Source organism: Pigmentiphaga soli, assembly GCF_039541095.1.
In the GTDB taxonomy this organism is placed as follows: Bacteria; Pseudomonadota; Gammaproteobacteria; order Burkholderiales; family Burkholderiaceae_B; genus Pigmentiphaga; species Pigmentiphaga soli.
In genome coordinates this window covers 48,614-64,055 of the sequence record NZ_BAABFO010000005.1, presented here as the reverse complement: position 1 = coordinate 64,055, position 15,442 = coordinate 48,614, and the positions used below count along the sequence as shown (strand labels likewise).

The 15,442-nt window shown below is 68.8% G+C and carries 15 protein-coding genes; 6 read left to right on the top strand and 9 right to left on the bottom strand.

The genetic code is table 11. From position 1 onward, the window contains the following. Positions 1–20 precede the first annotated feature (20 nt). Both nth and ABD927_RS06655 read left to right on the top strand, forming a co-directional pair. Entirely contained in the window at positions 21–704 is a 684-nt protein-coding gene (gene nth / locus ABD927_RS06660; protein ID WP_345247579.1) for an endonuclease III, read from the top strand. 140 nt (positions 705–844) lie between these two features. After that, the gene (locus ABD927_RS06655) at positions 845–1,159 is read left to right on the top strand and encodes a hypothetical protein (RefSeq protein WP_345247577.1); all 315 of its coding nucleotides are present in this window, start codon (positions 845–847) and stop codon (positions 1,157–1,159) included. Here the strand turns inward: ABD927_RS06655 and ABD927_RS06650 are convergent, their stop codons facing one another. The 4 genes from ABD927_RS06650 to ABD927_RS06635 form a co-directional block, all read right to left on the bottom strand. Then, positions 1,160–1,780: a hypothetical protein gene (locus ABD927_RS06650; RefSeq protein WP_345247575.1), complete on the bottom strand. Its 621-nt coding sequence runs from the start codon at positions 1,778–1,780 to the stop codon at positions 1,160–1,162. It abuts the gene before it with no gap. A 331-nt stretch (positions 1,781–2,111) separates the two neighbouring features. Beyond that, on the bottom strand, positions 2,112–3,470 hold the full coding sequence (locus tag ABD927_RS06645; protein WP_345247574.1) for a sigma-54-dependent transcriptional regulator: 1,359 nt from the start codon (positions 3,468–3,470) through the stop codon (positions 2,112–2,114). Positions 3,471–3,615: 145 nt separating this feature from the next. After that, positions 3,616–3,936: an ElaB/YgaM/YqjD family protein gene (locus ABD927_RS06640; RefSeq protein WP_345247573.1), complete on the bottom strand. Its 321-nt coding sequence runs from the start codon at positions 3,934–3,936 to the stop codon at positions 3,616–3,618. Positions 3,937–3,976: 40 nt separating this feature from the next. Next, on the bottom strand, positions 3,977–4,135 hold the full coding sequence (locus ABD927_RS06635; protein ID WP_345247571.1) for a DUF1328 domain-containing protein: 159 nt from the start codon (positions 4,133–4,135) through the stop codon (positions 3,977–3,979). A gap of 568 nt (positions 4,136–4,703) precedes the next feature. Here ABD927_RS06635 and ABD927_RS06630 point away from each other — a divergent pair. Beyond that, positions 4,704–5,690: a sigma-54 interaction domain-containing protein gene (locus tag ABD927_RS06630; RefSeq protein ID WP_345247569.1), complete on the top strand. Its 987-nt coding sequence runs from the start codon at positions 4,704–4,706 to the stop codon at positions 5,688–5,690. 10 nt (positions 5,691–5,700) lie between these two features. On the opposite strand, the gene ABD927_RS06625 is transcribed toward ABD927_RS06630, so the two are convergent. Next, the gene (locus tag ABD927_RS06625) at positions 5,701–7,128 is read right to left on the bottom strand and encodes a phospholipase D-like domain-containing protein (RefSeq protein ID WP_425570201.1); all 1,428 of its coding nucleotides are present in this window, start codon (positions 7,126–7,128) and stop codon (positions 5,701–5,703) included. Positions 7,129–7,498: 370 nt separating this feature from the next. Here ABD927_RS06625 and ABD927_RS06620 point away from each other — a divergent pair, with 370 nt between their 5' ends. Together ABD927_RS06620 and ABD927_RS06615 are read left to right on the top strand one after the other, a co-directional pair. Then, the gene (locus ABD927_RS06620; RefSeq protein ID WP_345247565.1) at positions 7,499–8,926 is read left to right on the top strand and encodes an RNA polymerase factor sigma-54; all 1,428 of its coding nucleotides are present in this window, start codon (positions 7,499–7,501) and stop codon (positions 8,924–8,926) included. Between the two features lie 30 nt (positions 8,927–8,956). Continuing rightward, positions 8,957–11,077 (top strand): AsmA family protein, encoded by a 2,121-nt coding sequence (locus ABD927_RS06615; protein WP_345247563.1) that lies wholly within the window; start codon positions 8,957–8,959, stop codon positions 11,075–11,077. A 41-nt stretch (positions 11,078–11,118) separates the two neighbouring features. Here the strand turns inward: ABD927_RS06615 and ABD927_RS06610 are convergent, their stop codons facing one another. The 4 genes from ABD927_RS06610 to egtD all read right to left on the bottom strand — a co-directional run bounded on the left by ABD927_RS06610 (position 11,119) and on the right by egtD (position 14,233). Then, a complete protein-coding gene (locus ABD927_RS06610; RefSeq protein ID WP_345247561.1) occupies positions 11,119–11,376 on the bottom strand; it encodes a hypothetical protein in 258 nt (85 codons plus the stop codon). A gap of 56 nt (positions 11,377–11,432) precedes the next feature. Beyond that, positions 11,433–11,855: a response regulator gene (locus tag ABD927_RS06605; RefSeq protein ID WP_345247559.1), complete on the bottom strand. Its 423-nt coding sequence runs from the start codon at positions 11,853–11,855 to the stop codon at positions 11,433–11,435. Positions 11,856–11,927: 72 nt separating this feature from the next. Further along, positions 11,928–13,208 (bottom strand): ergothioneine biosynthesis protein EgtB, encoded by a 1,281-nt coding sequence (gene egtB, locus ABD927_RS06600; protein ID WP_345247907.1) that lies wholly within the window; start codon positions 13,206–13,208, stop codon positions 11,928–11,930. Then, entirely contained in the window at positions 13,208–14,233 is a 1,026-nt protein-coding gene (gene egtD, locus ABD927_RS06595; protein WP_345247557.1) for an L-histidine N(alpha)-methyltransferase, read from the bottom strand. Before egtD ends, egtB begins: the two co-directional genes overlap by 1 nt. 348 nt (positions 14,234–14,581) lie before the next feature. On the opposite strand from egtD, the gene ypfJ reads away from it, so the two are divergent. Next, positions 14,582–15,433: a KPN_02809 family neutral zinc metallopeptidase gene (ypfJ, locus tag ABD927_RS06590; RefSeq protein ID WP_345247556.1), complete on the top strand. Its 852-nt coding sequence runs from the start codon at positions 14,582–14,584 to the stop codon at positions 15,431–15,433. The last annotated feature ends 9 nt before the right edge of the window (positions 15,434–15,442 follow it).

Here is a 15,442-nt window from a genome sequence, read left to right as displayed (position 1 = left end):
CCGGCCGCCTCCCCCTCTCCATGAATCCCGCCAAACGCAAGGAAATCTTCGAGCGGCTGCGCGCGGCCAATCCCACGCCGCAGACCGAACTCGAATACGGCTCCACCTTCCAGTTGCTGATCGCCGTGATGTTGTCGGCCCAGGCGACCGACAAATCGGTCAACCTGGCCACGCGCCGGCTGTTCCCCGAGCACGGCACGCCGGAAAAAATCCTGGCGCTGGGCGAGGAAGGCCTGTCGGCCTATATCCGCACCATCGGCCTGTACAAGACCAAGGCCAAGAACGTGATCGCCACCTGTCGGCTGCTGCTGGAGCGCCACGGCGGCGAGGTGCCGGCCGACCGCGAGGCGCTGGAGGCCCTGCCGGGCGTCGGCCGCAAGACCGCCAACGTGGTGTTGAACACGGCCTTCCGCCAGGTGGCGATGGCGGTCGACACCCACATCTTTCGCGTCAGCAACCGTACCGGGCTGGCGCCGGGCAAGAACGTGGTCGAGGTCGAACGCAAACTGCTGAAAGTCGTGCCCAAGGAATTCCTGCTCGACGCCCATCACTGGCTGATCCTGCACGGGCGCTACGTGTGCGTGGCGCGCACGCCCAAGTGCCCGCAGTGCGGCATCGCCGACCTGTGCGAGTACCGCGACAAGACCCGGCCGGCCGATGCCCCCGCGCCCCGCTCGCGGGCCGGCGCGCGGCGCGCCGCGTAATTTCCGCGCCCCCGGGCAAGCCCGTCATCCATCGGTCTGGCTGCGACATGCCGCGGCCCGGCAGGCACGCCGCTTGCCGTTCTGCCTGCAGGTCTGGCCGTGGTGAAGACGGCCCGGGCACCAACGAAAGGAGAACAGACATGGCGACCAGCACCCTATTGCATGACGACGACGGCACCGAACTCGATCCGCGCAAGGGCCGGAGCATCAGCGATCTCGGCCCGAGCGATGCTTCGGACTCGGGGAGCGACGTGGCCGGATTGGGAGGCTCGGACAGCGACACGGACTCGGCCGGGACCGGCGAGCGCGTGTCGGTGAGGCCGGGAGAGGATGACCCCACTGGGGGCGATCTCGTGCCGGACGATGTGGTCGAAGAAGAAGAACTGGTTCGTTCGAACCCGGGCGACAGCGACGACACGGATGCCGCCGCGGCCGTCCGTGGGCCGGCGGACTAGCTAGCCCGCGGTGCCGGCGGTGCGGGGACTGTTCGGCGCCGCCGGATCCGGACGCGGCGGCACCTTGTCGCTGAGTACCGGCGGAGCGACCGGATCGAAATCGACCCAGTTGCCGTCGCGCCAGCGCCCGGCGGCCTTTTCCACGTCCAGACCGCCGCAGGCCTTTAGCGTGCGCGCCACTTGCGCCTCGTTATCGGGCGTGACATGCACAGCCGTCAATACGCCGGCGCGGCGCACGCCCGTGCTGTGCCCCGCCACCGCCCGGCGGGCGGCCGACCGCGTAGCTACCAGCGCGCCGGCCAGCGAGCCGATGTAGGCGCCGACCATGATTGCGATGGCAAGCATGAGCGGCGAAACATCGCCATAGATCCATACCAGCCCGCCCACCGCAGCGCCGGCCATGCCGACCAGCCCGGCGCCGGCCAACGCGCCGAAGTGCGCATGCCTGGCGCCCGGATCGGCACGTGTATCGCCGCCGAGCGGATAACGGTCGTGCTGGCCGGCGGGATTGACGAAAAAGATGGATACGTCCTCCTCGGCGATGCCCTGGCCGAACAGGCGCCGGGCGGCCGCCTCGGCCTCGGGAAAACTATCGAAACGGGCTGCGACGATAAGCGACATGACGAATTCTCCTCGCGTGGACACCGCTATGAAGCCAGCATGAAGCGTGCCTCGCCACCGGACGCTCCGCCGCCCGCGCCGGCGCGCTCAGTGGCGCGGCGGCGCGGGCGGCGGCGGAACCTCGTCGGGCTCTTCGGGCTGCCCCGGATCAGGATCGATCGGATCCGGCTCGGGCGAGGCCGGCGGGGGCGGTGGATCGCCGATCGGCGGCCGGGGCGGATCGCCTATCGGCGGCGGATCGCTAACCGGCGGGTTCGGAGGAACGGAATGGAATTGCACGGATGCCATGAGATCTCCTTGCCTATCCGCACGCAACGACCGGCGTTGCCGGCTATTCCGCGCTGGCGTCGGAAGCTGAATATTCTTCCAGGCGGTTGTAAAGGGTCTTCAGGCTGATCCCCAGCACCTCGGCGGCATGCTTTTTCACGCCGCCGCAATGCTCCAGCGTGGCGAAGATCAGCTGCCGGTCCGCCTCCGCAAGCGACATGCCCACCGGGATGGTGATGGCCGATTCGGTGGCCGGCCGCGAAGTGTTGAGCTGCATCGGCGCGGCGAAGGCGCCGATGGTGCCCTCGTCGGCCATGATGTAGGCGCGCTGAACGTAGTTCTTCAGTTCCCGCACGTTGCCGGGCCACGGATGGGCGGCCAGGCTGGCCAGCATCTCGGGGCTGAAGGCCTTGTCGGTGCCGTGCGCCTCGTTGAGCTGCGCCAGGAAGCTCTTGGCCAGCAGTTCGGCATCGTTGCCGCGCTCGCGCAGCGGCGGCAGGTGCAGCGGGAAGACGTTGAGCCGGTGATAGAGGTCTTCGCGCAGCTTGCCCTCGGCCACCGCCTCCTGCGGGTCGCGGTTGGTGGCGGCGATGATGCGCACGTCGCTTTCGATTTCCTGGTTGGTGCCGACCCGCATGAACAGGCCCGTTTCCAGCACCCGCAGCAGCTTGACCTGCAGCTCGATCGGCATCTCGGTGATCTCGTCGAGGAACAGCGTGCCGCCGTGCGAGCGCTCGAAATACCCCTTGTGCTGCCGCTCCGCGCCGGTGAAGCTGCCGCGCTCGTGGCCGAACATCTCGCTTTCGATCAGGTTGGGCGAGATCGCCCCGCAATTGACGGCCAGGAAGGGGCGCTTGCGGCGCAGGCTGAGGTCGTGCACCGTCTGCGCGGCCAGCTCCTTGCCGGTACCGCTTTCGCCGATCAGCAGCACCGTGGCTTCGGTGGGCGCCACCTTGCCGATCTGGTCGTACAGCTGCTGCATGGCCGGCGAATTGCCGAGCATGCGGCCGAAACGGCCGAAGCGGCGCAACTCGCCGCGCAGCGAGCCGATCTCGGCCTTCAGGTCGCCGGCGCGCGGGATGCGGTCGAGGATGGCCTTCAGCCGCTGCATGTTGATCGGCTTGACCAGGTAGTCGGCCGCGCCCAGCCGCAGCGCGTCCACGGCGCTTTCGACGCTGGCGTGGCCGGTGATCAGGATCACTTCCACCGGGATGCTCGGGTCCAGTTCCTTGAACAGGTCCATGCCCGAGCCGTCGGGCAGCTTCAGGTCGGTCAGCACCACGTCGGGCGCCTGGCGGATGATCTGTATCCGCGCCTCGCGCAGGTCGGCCGCCACGGCCGTGGTGAAGCCTTCGTCGGCAACGATCTCACCCAGCGCGGCGCGGGTATTGGCTTCGTCATCCACGATCAATACGTGAGGCATGCAACGAACTCCGTCTTATCGTCTCGTCTAGTTGTGGCGCAGAAAAGCGCGCGCCATGCCGGCAGCCGCCGTACCGGCGGCGTCGCATGGCGCGACCTGAAAAAATATAGCGTATGGCCGGGCGTTGGAGCGCCCGGTCCGGACTTCATCGGCGCAAGGCCACCAGGCTGACCAGCACCCCAACCGCCGCGGCGATGCCGACTGCGCGCCAGGGGTTGTCGCGCACATAGGCCTCGGCCTGGGCCGACGTCTGCCGGTAGGTATCGGCAGCCGTCGATTCCAGGTCGTCGAACAGCGATTTGGCCCGCGTGAGCTGGCGGCTCAGCCGCCCGCGCGCGCCGTCCAGGTCTTCGCCGGCATACGACGAGGTCGATTTCAACAACTCCTCGGCGCCTTCGACCAGGCCCCGCACGCTGTCGGCGATCTGCTGCGTGCTCCGCTGCACGCCGGACATTCTCGATTTCATATTGGCTCCCTTGAGGTTTGATTTTCCGTCGCCGTTCCGGCTATCGGAAAACTCCCATCAGGAGGGTGACGACGAAAATGATCAGGAATATGAAGAATAATACCTTGGCAATTTCGGCGGCGCCCGCGGCGATACCGCCGAAACCGAGCACGGCCGCGATCAGTGCAATTACGAGGAAAATGGCTGCCCATCGCAACATCGCTTACTCCTTGTATAGAGAGTGACCCTTCCGAAAAGGAAAGGCGGCCGGGCCGCTCTGCGTTTATGATCGATGCCCCGGCGCGCCGCCATATTCGCGGCCATATCGCGCGAAGCCCCGGGCAACAGGGTCTTTGCAGGTTTCGTGCCAGCCGAGCAGAAACTTCAAACCCGCATGGATCGGACGCCGCCGGGCCGCGCCGGGCGTCCGACCAGGCGGCCGACGGCAAGAATTGCATCGTTCGGTGTAAATTTACCCATGGGCGCAATGCGGTGCGAACAATGGTTACCAACAACCAACCAAGTAACGTTCTTCGCCTGGGCTGGGCGCCCAAACGCGGTACGATTGCCGCCATACGCACGGGCAATGCGCCCGACATATGGATATAAATGCATAACCGGCAAGCCTGTTCCGCCCGATAATGCGGAAGGCCCGCGCAACGGACGGGATGCGCGCTGGCCAGGCGTGCCACAGCAAGAAGACAAGGACATCGATGCAGACAGGCGCCCCATCCCGCCGCGCGCGCGCGCCGGAGGTCCGGCCCGGCACCCGGGGCCGCGCGCGTGCAATGCCGGATACGCTCGCCGCCGGCGGCCCGGACCAACCGTTCGGCCTGCTGTACGGCACATCGGAACCGATGCGCAATTTGTACCGGCAGATCGAGAGGGTGGCCGCCACCGCGCTGACCGTACTGATCATCGGCGAAAGCGGCACCGGCAAGGAATTGATCGCCAAGACCATCCACGACAAGAGCGAACGCGCCGGCGGCCCGTTCATTCCGGTCAACTGCGGCGCCATTCCGGCCTCGCTGATCGAAGGCGAATTGTTCGGGCACGAAAAAGGCAGTTTCACCGGCGCGCTGCAGCAGCACGTCGGCTATTTCGAGAACGCCGCTGGCGGCACCATTTTCCTCGACGAAGTGACGGAAATGGCGCCCGAGATGCAGATCAAGCTGCTGCGGGTGCTCGAAACCGGGAGCTTTCACCGCGTGGGCGGCACCGAGCAGATCCAGGTCGACGTGCGGGTCATCGCCGCCACCAACCGCGATCCGCAGCTGGCCGCGCGCGAAGGCCGTTTCCGCGAAGACCTGCTGTACCGGCTGGCCGTGATTCCGCTGCGCGTGCCGCCGCTGCGCGAGCGGCAGGACGACATCGAACTGCTGGCGCAGCGCTTCCTGGACCAGTTCAACGCCGCGGAAAAAACCTCGAAGACGTTTTCCCGCCGCACGCTGGAGGCGCTGCGCCAGAATCCGTGGCCGGGCAATGTGCGCGAACTGAAGAATGCCGTGCACCGGGCCTTCATCCTGGCCGACCAGGTGGTGGAATTCGCGCCGCCGGCGCCCGCCCCGCGCGGCCGGCGCACGGTGCGCAAGGAAGGCAGCGTGGAAGTATGGGTCGGCACGCCGCTGTTCGACGCGCAGCGCGAGATCATCCTGGCCACGCTGGCGCATTTCGGCGGCGACAAGAGGCAGGCGGCCAGCACGCTCGGCATCAGCCTGAAGACGCTGTACAACCGGCTCGAAACCTACAAGGCAGGCGCCAAGAGCGGCGGCTGACGGCGCGGCCTCACAGCCAGCGCTCGCCCAGCCGCGAGAAGAATTCCATGAAACGCTCGCTCACCGGCCGCCGCGCCCATTGCGCGGGGTCGATGGGCTGCGAGGCCTGCAGGTCGGCGGCGAACAGCTTTTCCATTTCGGCGCCGAACGCCTCGCCCAGGATCACGGCGTTGATCTCGTGGTTGAGCGTGAAGCTGCGCCAGTCGAGGTTGCTCGAGCCGGCGGTCGACCACACGCCGTCCACCACGGCCGTCTTGGCGTGCAAGAGCGCGCCGCGGCGCTCGTAGATGCGCACGCCGGCCGCCAGCAGTTCGTCGTAATGCGAGCGCCCGGCGTGCAGCACGATCGATGAATCGCTGAAGCCGGGCAGGATCAGCGTCACGTCGACGCCGCGCCTGGCCGCGTCGCACAATGCCTGCACGAAGGCCGGGTCGGGAACGAAGTAGGCCATCGTGATGTGCACCGAGCGCTCGGCGGTCGAAATCGCCGACAGCAGCGTCAGGTAGATGGCGTAGGTATCCTTGCCGCCTGGGTCGTTGTCGAGGATGCGCACCACCTGCGGCCCCGCCGTGCGCGGGGGCGGAAAGAACTCGCGCTGATCGAGCGGCGGTCCCTTCTGGTCGTGCCAGCCGGCCAGGAACACGCGCTCGATGTCGGCCACCGCCGGTCCTTCGATGCTCAGGTGCGTGTCGCGCCACGGCGCGTTGTCCGCGGCCTCCTTGCCGCCTTCCTTGCCGCCTTCCTTGCCGCCTTCCTTGCCGCCGCCCGAACGGCCCGACGAGCCGCGCAGGCTGGGCCGCGACGAATAGACGCTGCTCATGTTGATGCCGCCGACGAAGCCTATCCTGCCGTCGGCCACCAATATCTTGCGATGGCTGCGCTGGTTGATCGACCAGCCCCCGCGCGCCTTCAGCGGGTTGACCGGATTGAAGAAAACGACCTGGATCCCGGCCGCCCGCATGCGGTCGAAGAGCTCGCGCGGCACGTTCAGCGTCCCCACGTCGTCCACCATCACTGCCACCGCCACGCCTTCGGCGCGCTTGGCGATCAGGCGGTCGGCCAGTCCGTTGCCGACCTCGTCGGCCTCGAAGATGTAGCTTTCCAGGTGAATGTACTGGCGCGCCGAGCGGATCGCCTCGCCCATCGCGCGATAGGTGGAAGGCCCGTCGCTGAATAGCGTGACCTTGTTGCCGGCCACCAGCGGCGTCGGCGACACCGCTTCTTCGACCTGCAGGTGGCGGGCCAGGAAATCGCCGTTGCCGCGCGCCAGGCGGCCGATGATGCGCTGGCTCTGCCGGTAGGTCAGCCAGCCGCTGTCGGTCGATATCCTTACCGGCGCCCCTTCCTGCTCCACCGTGCCGGCATCCGGCAAGGCCGCGCAGTGGCTCAGGATGGCAATACAGGCCGCGGCCGACAGCAGTCGCACGATCCGTCTCATGGCATCGCGGCCGGCTGCGGCCGCCAGAGTCCCGATGCGGCAGCAGAGGCAAACCTCGTGCCCATGCGGCAGGCACGCGGGTTGCGGCGCCGGCGTCCGCAACTCATGCGTAAAACTTACCGGCCGGCGCAAATCCCGCCAACGCTCCGGCTGCCGGCGCCGCGTCCCGCATATCGTTCGGGCATGGCATGGAGTTTGCACGACCACGGACGCCCACCGGCGTAACGGCATCCCAGTCATTCATGTCGCCGCGCCTAAAGCCGCAGCCCCCCAGGGCACCGCGGATCCGGCTCCGCCGGTCCGCCAGTGCCGCCCCTTGAGGGGCGCGCGAAGCGCGTAGGGGTGGGCTTTACTTCTAGGGGAAAAATCCGTGGTACAGGCCAGCTACGAAATGCGCGCGCGGCAGCAGCTCTCGCTTACTCCGCGCCTGCAGCAGTCGGTGAGGCTGCTGCAGATGTCGGCGCTTGAGTTCACTCAGGAACTGCAGCATGCGATCGCCAGCAATCCTTTCCTGGAGGAAGACGAGGAGACCATTGCGGCCGGCGCCGACGGCCGGCAGGAGGCAGGCGACGCACCTGCCGCCGCCGAGGCCGTCGCGCCGGCCGAGGCAGTGGTGACGGCGGCGGACTCGGCCGCCTATGCGACGGACTACGGCCGCGCCAGCCGCGCCGACCGCGACGACGATGCCGACGACATCGGCCAATGGACGCGCGCCGCGCCCGACCTGCACGACCACCTGCAGCGCGAATTGTGCGGCTACCGGCTGGGCGACCGCGACCGCCTGCTGGCCGAGGTGGTGATCGAGGCGCTCGATGACGACGGTTACCTGCGCCAGAGCTTCGACGAACTGGCCGCGGCCTTTTCGCTGGACCCGGCCCCCGCCCAGGAGGAATGGGCGGTGGCCCTGCGGCTGGTACAGCAGCTCGATACGCCCGGGCTGGGCGCGCGCAGCCTGTCGGAATGCCTGCTGCTGCAGCTGGACGCGCTCGATCCCGATACCGAGGGCCTGGCGCTGGCGCGCGGCATCGCCGCCGGCTGCCTGGACCTGCTGGCGCGGCGCGAGACCGCCGAGCTGCGGCGCCGGCTCGATTGCAACGACGAAGCGCTGGCCGTGGCCTGCCGGCTGATCCGCAGCCTGGATCCCAAGCCCGGCCTGCGGTTCGCGCGCGCCGAAACCGACCACATCGTGCCCGACGTCATCGTGCGCAAGATCAAGGGCAAATGGGTGGTGACCACCAATCCGGCGGTAATGCCGCGCGCCCGGCTGCACCAGGCCTATGCCCAGCTGTTTCGCCGCGCGCGCTGCGACGATCGCGCGCCGCTGGCCCAGGAGCTGCAGGAAGCGCGCTGGCTGATCCGCAACGTGGAACAGCGCTTCGCCACCATCCAGCGCGTGGCCGAAGCCATCGTGGCCCACCAGCGCACCTTCTTCGACTACGGCGAGATCGCGCTCAAGCCGCTGGTGCTGCGCAAGGTGGCCGACGAACTGGGCCTGCACGAATCGACCGTCTCGCGCGCCACCGGCAACAAATACATGGCCACGCCGCGCGGCGTGTTCGAGTTCAAGCACTTCTTCTCGCGCGAGCTGGCCACCGAAACCGGCGGCAAATGTTCGGCGGCCGCGGTGCGGGCCTTGCTGCGGGACATGATCGCGTCGGAAAATCGGGATGATCCCCTGTCGGACGTATCGCTGACCCGCATGCTGGCCGACCAGGGCGTGGTGGTGGCGCGCCGCACCGTTACCAAATACCGGGGCCTGATGAAGGTACCCCCTGCAGAACTGCGCCGGCACGCCTGACCGGCATCGACTTGGAGGCAGCACGTCGGGATGGATAAAAAAGCAAAAATCGCGATTTCTGTGGCTGCCGTGCTGGCGGTACTGGTTGCCGCCGCGCTGCTGACGGACTGGCGCTTCCTGCGCGGCCCGGTGGAACGCATCGCCACCAAGCAGCTCGGCCGGCCGGTGTCGCTGGCCGAGTTTCGCATGGCCCTGCGGCCCACGCTGCGCATCCACCTGGGCGGCTTGCAAGTGGCCAACGTGCCCGGCGGCCAGCCGGACAGGATGGCCGACGTGGAAGCCATCGATGCCCGCATCCGCCTGCTGCCGTTGCTGCGCAAGGCGGTGCGGATCGAGACGCTGGCGGTGCGCGGCGGCGAGGTCCACCTGGCGCGCGACAAGGACGGCAGCAACAACTGGACGTTGCCGGAGCGCGAGGACAAAAAGGAGGACGACACCCCGCCCGACGTGCAGCTCAAGACGCTGACGCTCGATCGGGTCGACGTCTACTACGACGACCGGCCGCTCGACGTTACCGCCCACCTGCGCGCCTCCACGCCGACCGGGCAGCCGATCGCCGTGCCGGGCAATGGCAACGCCGGCGGCAGCGCGGCCAGCGCGGCCGGGTCCGGGTCCGCCTCGTCCGCACCCGCACCGGCCTCGTCCACGCCTGCAGCGCCCGCCGCCCCGTCCGCGGCCGCGCCGAACGCCACGCCCGCGGGCCCCGAGTACGGCCTGCGGCTCGACTTCGACGGCCACTACCATGGCGGCGCCTTCGGCGGCACCGCCTTCACCGGCGGCATCCTGACGCTGCGCGATTCCGGCACGCCCTTCCCCTTCCTGATCGATGGCAAGGGCGGCGACACCCGCGTGCACGCGCAAGGGCAGATCGGCGACGTGCTGGGCGCGGCCCAGGTCGACGTGGCGCTCGACATCGCCGGCCCGACGCTGTCGAAGCTCTACCCCTTCATCAACCTGCCGCTGCCCGATACCCCGCCCTACCGCATCCGCGGCCGGCTGCACCGCGAAGGCATGAATTTCCGGCTGACCGGCATGCGCGGCACCATCGGCTCAACCGACATCGCCGGCGACGCCACCTACGAACAGCGTACCGAGCGGCCCAAGCTGACCGCGCAGCTCAAGAGCCGCGTGCTCGACATCAAGGATCTCGGCCCGCTGATCGGCACCGGCGACAAAGGCAGCAAGCAGAAAACGCCCAAGCCGCCGGACCCCGAAGGCCGCGTGCTGCCGGCCAACGAATTCCATATCGGCCGCCTGAACGCGATCGATGCCGACGTATCGCTGGATGCCGGCTCGGTGCGCTACGAAGGCCCGTGGGCGTTCGACGATTTCTCCGTCCACCTGCTGCTGAACGACGGCGTGCTGAAGCTGACGCCGCTGAATTTCGGCTATGCCGGCGGTCTGCTGCGTTCCGACATCACGCTGGACGCGCGGCAGCCGGTGATCCGCACCGATGCGCAGATCGCGCTGCGGCGCGGGCAATTGAGCCGGCTGTTCCCGAATATCGAATTGATGAAGAAAAGCGACGGCACGCTGGGCGCCGACGTCCGCCTGAAGACCACCGGCAATTCGGTGCGCACCATGCTCGGCCGCGCCGACGGCACGATCGGGCTGGCGGTGACCGGCGGGGATCTGTCGGTGCTGCTGATGGAGGTGGTCGGGCTCGACGCGGGTCAGGCGCTGGGCTACCTGGTGGGCGGCGACCGCAAGACGCGGCTGCGCTGCGCCGTGTCGACCTTCGACGTGGACAAGGGGCTGGCGAAGGTACAGGGCATGGTGCTGGATACCGAAGACACCCGCATCAACGGCAGCGGCTCGATCGACTTCGGTTCGGAAAAACTCGCGGTGCGGCTGGAACCGCTGCCCAAGGACAAGAGCATCCTGTCGCTGCGCTCGCCGGTCAACATCATCGGCACCTTCGGCAAGCCGGGCTTCAGCATCGACAAGACCCGCCTGTTCGCGCGCGCCGGCGCGGCGGTGGCGCTGGGCCTGATCAACCCGCTGGCGGCGCTGATACCGCTGATCGAGACCGGGCCGGGCACCGACGCCAACTGCCAGGCGCTGCTGTCGGAAGTGCGGGGCGCCGCCGCCAACTCGAAGGCGCCGGTACCCACGAAGAAGGCGCCCGCCGCCGGCGGCGCCGGGCGCTGAGGGCAGCCCGCCCGCGCACGGGCACGGGCGGGGCCTGCCGATCAACCGCGCTTCGGCGATTCTGTATCGGTATTCTTCGGCACGACATCGACGCGCTGGCCGCGCGTCGATCGCAGGTCGGTGTCTTCCTGCCCCGATTGCACGTCGTCGTAGGCCTGGCGGATCACCTTGCGCGGCCCGCTTTCCTGGCTATGCCCCGATTCGTCGTGTTCGTGCGGCAGGCGCGGCTGGTCGCGGCCGAGTTCGTCCTTCGACGTGGTTTCTCCCGGCGGGGCGTCGGGTGGGGGAACGGCTGGCATGGCGGTCTCCTCGATGAAAACCGGATCCGTGCAAGCGTCGTTCCCGCCGCCGGGAACTAGGCGGCGCGCCAGCGCACGGCCTGCTCCACCACGGCCGTCAGCACTTCGATCGGCACCGGCTTGACCAGGTGCTGGCGGAAACCCGCCTGCCGCGTGCGTTCGCGCTCTTCGGCGCCGGCATGACCCGACAGCGCCACCAGCCACGGCGCGCGTTGCGCGCCGGCGTCGGCGGCGATGCGGCGCGCGGCCTCGCAGCCGTCCATGCCCGGCAGGGTGAGGTCGAGCAGCACCAGGCCGGGCGCCCACTCCCGGGCGGCTTGCACCGCCGCCTCGCCGTCAAAACAGCTGCGCACCTCGTGCCCGAACATTTCGAGCAGCATCGCCAGCGCCTCGGCCGCATCCCGGTTGTCGTCCACCACCAGGATGCGCAATGCGGCGGACGGGGTCGGTTCAGGTGCCGGATCAGGCGGGGTGGGCATCGGTTTCGGGCTCCGCAGGCAGGAAGAGACGGATGAGCGCGCAGTATACGCAAGTCGTGATAGTACCCGCTGTCATTTGCGCGCCAGCCGGAGGCCCGAGAATTGCCAGCGCGCCGCCGGCCCGAAGAAATTGCGGTAGCTGGCGCGAATGTGGCTGCGCGGCGTCGCGCACGAGCCGCCGCGCAGCACCATCTGATTGATCATGAACTTGCCGTTGTATTCGCCGACCGCGCCGGGAGCCACCTCGAAACCGGGATACGGCAAATAGGCGCTCTGGGTCCATTCCCATACGCCGCCCCACAGGCCGGCCAGGCGGCCGGCGCCCGGACGCCGCGGATGAAAGCCGCCGCCTTCGGCGAAGTCGTCGGCGGGGCCGGGCGCCGTCGCCGCGGCGGCGACTTCCCATTCGGCCTCGGTCGGCAGGCGTGCGCCGGCCCAGCGGGCGTAGGCGTCCGCCTCGTAATGGCTCACATGGCATACCGGCGCGGCCGGGTCGAGCGGAGCGTCGCCCGCCACCGTGTAGCTGTGCCAGGGGCCGTCGTCGCGCCACCAGTAGAGCGGCGCCTCCCAGCCCTGCCGGCAGCGCTCGTCCCAGCCGTCCGACAGCCAAAGCTCGGGCCGGCGGTAGCCGCCGTCGTCGATGAAGGCCAGGAATTCGGCATTGGACACCGGCCGCGCCGCCAATTCGAACGGAGCGATCCAGACGCGGTGGCGCGGCCGCTCGTTGTCGAACGCGAACGACGGGCCGGCGTGGCCGATTTCGCAAAGGCCGCCGTCGAAGGCGACGAAGCCGGCCGGCGCGGCGTTTTCCGCGGGCGCCGCCGGGCTGCCGCGCCACGCGGGCCGCAGCGGGTTGTGCCAGAAATGATGCTTGAGGTCGGTGACGATCAGTTCCTGGTGCTGTTGTTCGTGATTGATGCCGAGCTCGATCAGGTCGAGCGCCTGGGCCGGCAATCCGCCGCGGCCCAGCAAGGCCAGCAGCCGCTGCTGCACGGCGTGCTGGTAATCCAGCACCTCCTGCAGCGCCGGCCGCGACAGCAACCCCCGCCAGCCGCGCGGCTGGCGCGCGCCGACCCCGACGTAGTAGGAATTGAACAGCTCGCGGAAGCGCGGATGGAAGGGGCGGAACCCCGGTTCGCCGGTTTCCAGCAGGAAGGTCTCGAAAAACCAGCTGACGTGGCCGACGTGCCACTTGACGGGACTGGCCTCCGCCATCGACTGCATCATGCAGTCTTCGGGCGTGAGGCCTTCCAGCAGCGCCAGCGTGGCCGCGCGCACGGCCCGCAGCCGCCCGGCCAGCGCAACGTGCCGGTCCTCGCCTTCGAACGGCCGTACGGCCGCCACCGCCGCCATCACGGCTGCGCCAGGAACACGCCGAACCATCCGTGCGGATCGGTCCACATCCGGTGCGAGGAAAAGCCGGCCTCGTCCAGCAGGGCGCCGAAGCGTTCAGGGGTGTATTTGTACGAGTGCTCGGTGACGATGGCCTCGCCTTCCTCGAACACGCGCAATTGACCGCCGATGCGCACGAACTGGCGGCTGCCGGCCACCAGGCGCATCTCGATACAGCTGCGGGCTTCGTCGAAGCGCGCCTGGTGCAGGAAGTTCTCGGGCCGGAAATCGCTGCCGGTCAGGCGATTGCACACCCGCAGCACGTTGCGGTTGAAGGCCGCGGTCACGCCCAGCGCGTCGGCGTAGGCGCGTTTCATCACGGCGGTGTCCTTGCGCAGGTCGGCGCTGATCAGCAGCCGGCCGTGCGGCCCCAGGTGCCGGCGAAAGCCCGCCAGCATCGGCACCGCGACATCGGGCGCGAAATTGCCGATCGAAGAGCCGGGATAGAACAGCACCGGCGGCAGCGCCTGCACATCGCCCAGCCGGTCGCGGATGTCGAACCCGGCGGTGAAATCGGCGCCCACCGCCACGCATTCGATGCCGGGATGCTGCGCACCCAGCGAGGCCACCGCGCCCGTCACCCACTCGGCGGCGATGTCCACGCCCAGATAGCGGCGCGCGCCCACGTGGGACAGCCAGTCGCGCGACTTGGCGCAGTCGCCGCAGCCCAGGTCCACCCATTGCAAGGGGTCGGGCAGCGCCTGGGCGATGGCCTCTCGCTGGCTGCGGAAGATCTCGCGTTCGGTGCGGGTGGGATAGTACTCGTCGAGTTCGCAGATCGCGCTGAACAGCACGCAACCCTGGGCGTCGTACAGGAATTTCGGATCGATGCGCGCGGAGCGGCGCAGCAGCCCCTCGCAAAGTTCGGCGGCGCGCGGATCGGCGTCGGCGGGGCTCTCCGGCCTGGCCGGGCGCGGCCGGCTGGCGGGCGCGGGCGGGGAGGCGGCGGCCCGGCGGCCGGCGGCGTTATCGAAGGAAATAAGCATGTGACTCCCTGGGTGGCGATGCGAATCCGTCAGCCATGCAAAACCGATGCCTGTTTTGCGCGCCCTGGCCCCCGTGGCCGGGCGCGTGGCGCCGGCACGCGCCCGGCGCGGGCCGGACTCTGCGCCGCGCCCGCATCGCGGCCGGCCCGGCCCGGGCCGGGCCTCGTTCCGAATATACAACCCTCTTGCAATATTTACCGGTTCCGAACGGGCTTGCCACGCCGGCGGTTGGTGACGATTGTTTGCAAATAGTGGGCGCGGCAGCGCGCGCGGCGGCCGTGATTTATGAGAAATTCGTGCGATATTGCCGCCGGAAAAAAACCTGCGGACCCGACCGACGGAACCGTCATGCGCCTGGACAATTCAAGAGAAAGCAGCAATGTGGAAGACCGCCGCGGCGGCGGCATGGCAGGCCTGGGCGGCCGCATCGGCATCGGCACCATCGTGCTGGCCCTGGTGGCCATGTACTTCGGCGTCGATCCCTCGGTCGTGCTGCAGATGGCGGGCGGCCCGGGCGAGGCGCCGCAGACGGAATCGCAAGGCGTGCCGACCGACGATCCGCAGGCCCGCTTCGTCGCCCGCGTGCTGGGCGAAACGGAAGACACCTGGAGCGCCGTGTTCCGCGAACAGACCAACGGCAGCTACGAAGACCCGCGCCTGGTACTGTTCCGCGGCGCCACGCAAACGGCCTGCGGCACCGGCCAGGCCGCGATGGGCCCCTTCTACTGCCCGAACGACCGCCGCGTCTACATCGACCTGAGCTTCTTCGACGAGCTCAGCCAGCGCTTCAAGGCGCCGGGCGACTTCGCCCAGGCCTACGTGATCGCCCACGAAGTGGGCCACCATGTGCAGAACCTGCTCGGCACGCTGGGCAAGGCCAGCCAGATGCAGCGCAGCGTGGGCGAGCGCCAGGCCAACCAGATCCAGGTGAGGATCGAACTGCAGGCCGACTGCTACGCCGGCATCTGGGCGCGCAACGCCGACCAGGCCCGCCACATCATCGAAGCCGGCGACATCGAGGAGGCGCTCACCGCCGCCAGCGCCATCGGCGACGACCGGCTGCAGAAGCAGAGCCAGGGCTACGTGGTGCCCGATTCGTTCACCCACGGCAGTTCGGCGCAGCGGGTGCAATGGTTCGAACGCGGCTGGAAGTCCGGCCGGCTCGACCAGTGCGACACCTTCGCGGCCAATAACCTCTGACCGCCGCCG

What these genes read in the sequence shown, in the direction of transcription:
- egtB (WP_345247907.1), bottom strand. Translation starts at nt 13,208, where the DNA reads ATGGCGGCGGTGGCGGCCGTACGGCCGTTCGAAGGCGAGGACCGGCAC.
- nth (WP_345247579.1), top strand. Translation starts at nt 21, where the DNA reads ATGAATCCCGCCAAACGCAAGGAAATCTTCGAGCGGCTGCGCGCGGCC.
- ABD927_RS06625 (WP_425570201.1), bottom strand. Translation starts at nt 7,128, where the DNA reads ATGAGACGGATCGTGCGACTGCTGTCGGCCGCGGCCTGTATTGCCATC.
- ABD927_RS06610 (WP_345247561.1), bottom strand. Translation starts at nt 11,376, where the DNA reads ATGCCAGCCGTTCCCCCACCCGACGCCCCGCCGGGAGAAACCACGTCG.
- egtD (WP_345247557.1), bottom strand. Translation starts at nt 14,233, where the DNA reads ATGCTTATTTCCTTCGATAACGCCGCCGGCCGCCGGGCCGCCGCCTCC.
- ABD927_RS06645 (WP_345247574.1), bottom strand. Translation starts at nt 3,470, where the DNA reads ATGCCTCACGTATTGATCGTGGATGACGAAGCCAATACCCGCGCCGCG.
- ABD927_RS06640 (WP_345247573.1), bottom strand. Translation starts at nt 3,936, where the DNA reads ATGAAATCGAGAATGTCCGGCGTGCAGCGGAGCACGCAGCAGATCGCC.
- ABD927_RS06615 (WP_345247563.1), top strand. Translation starts at nt 8,957, where the DNA reads ATGGATAAAAAAGCAAAAATCGCGATTTCTGTGGCTGCCGTGCTGGCG.
- ABD927_RS06655 (WP_345247577.1), top strand. Translation starts at nt 845, where the DNA reads ATGGCGACCAGCACCCTATTGCATGACGACGACGGCACCGAACTCGAT.
- ypfJ (WP_345247556.1), top strand. Translation starts at nt 14,582, where the DNA reads ATGCGCCTGGACAATTCAAGAGAAAGCAGCAATGTGGAAGACCGCCGC.
- ABD927_RS06630 (WP_345247569.1), top strand. Translation starts at nt 4,704, where the DNA reads ATGCCGGATACGCTCGCCGCCGGCGGCCCGGACCAACCGTTCGGCCTG.
- ABD927_RS06605 (WP_345247559.1), bottom strand. Translation starts at nt 11,855, where the DNA reads ATGCCCACCCCGCCTGATCCGGCACCTGAACCGACCCCGTCCGCCGCA.
- ABD927_RS06650 (WP_345247575.1), bottom strand. Translation starts at nt 1,780, where the DNA reads ATGTCGCTTATCGTCGCAGCCCGTTTCGATAGTTTTCCCGAGGCCGAG.
- ABD927_RS06635 (WP_345247571.1), bottom strand. Translation starts at nt 4,135, where the DNA reads ATGTTGCGATGGGCAGCCATTTTCCTCGTAATTGCACTGATCGCGGCC.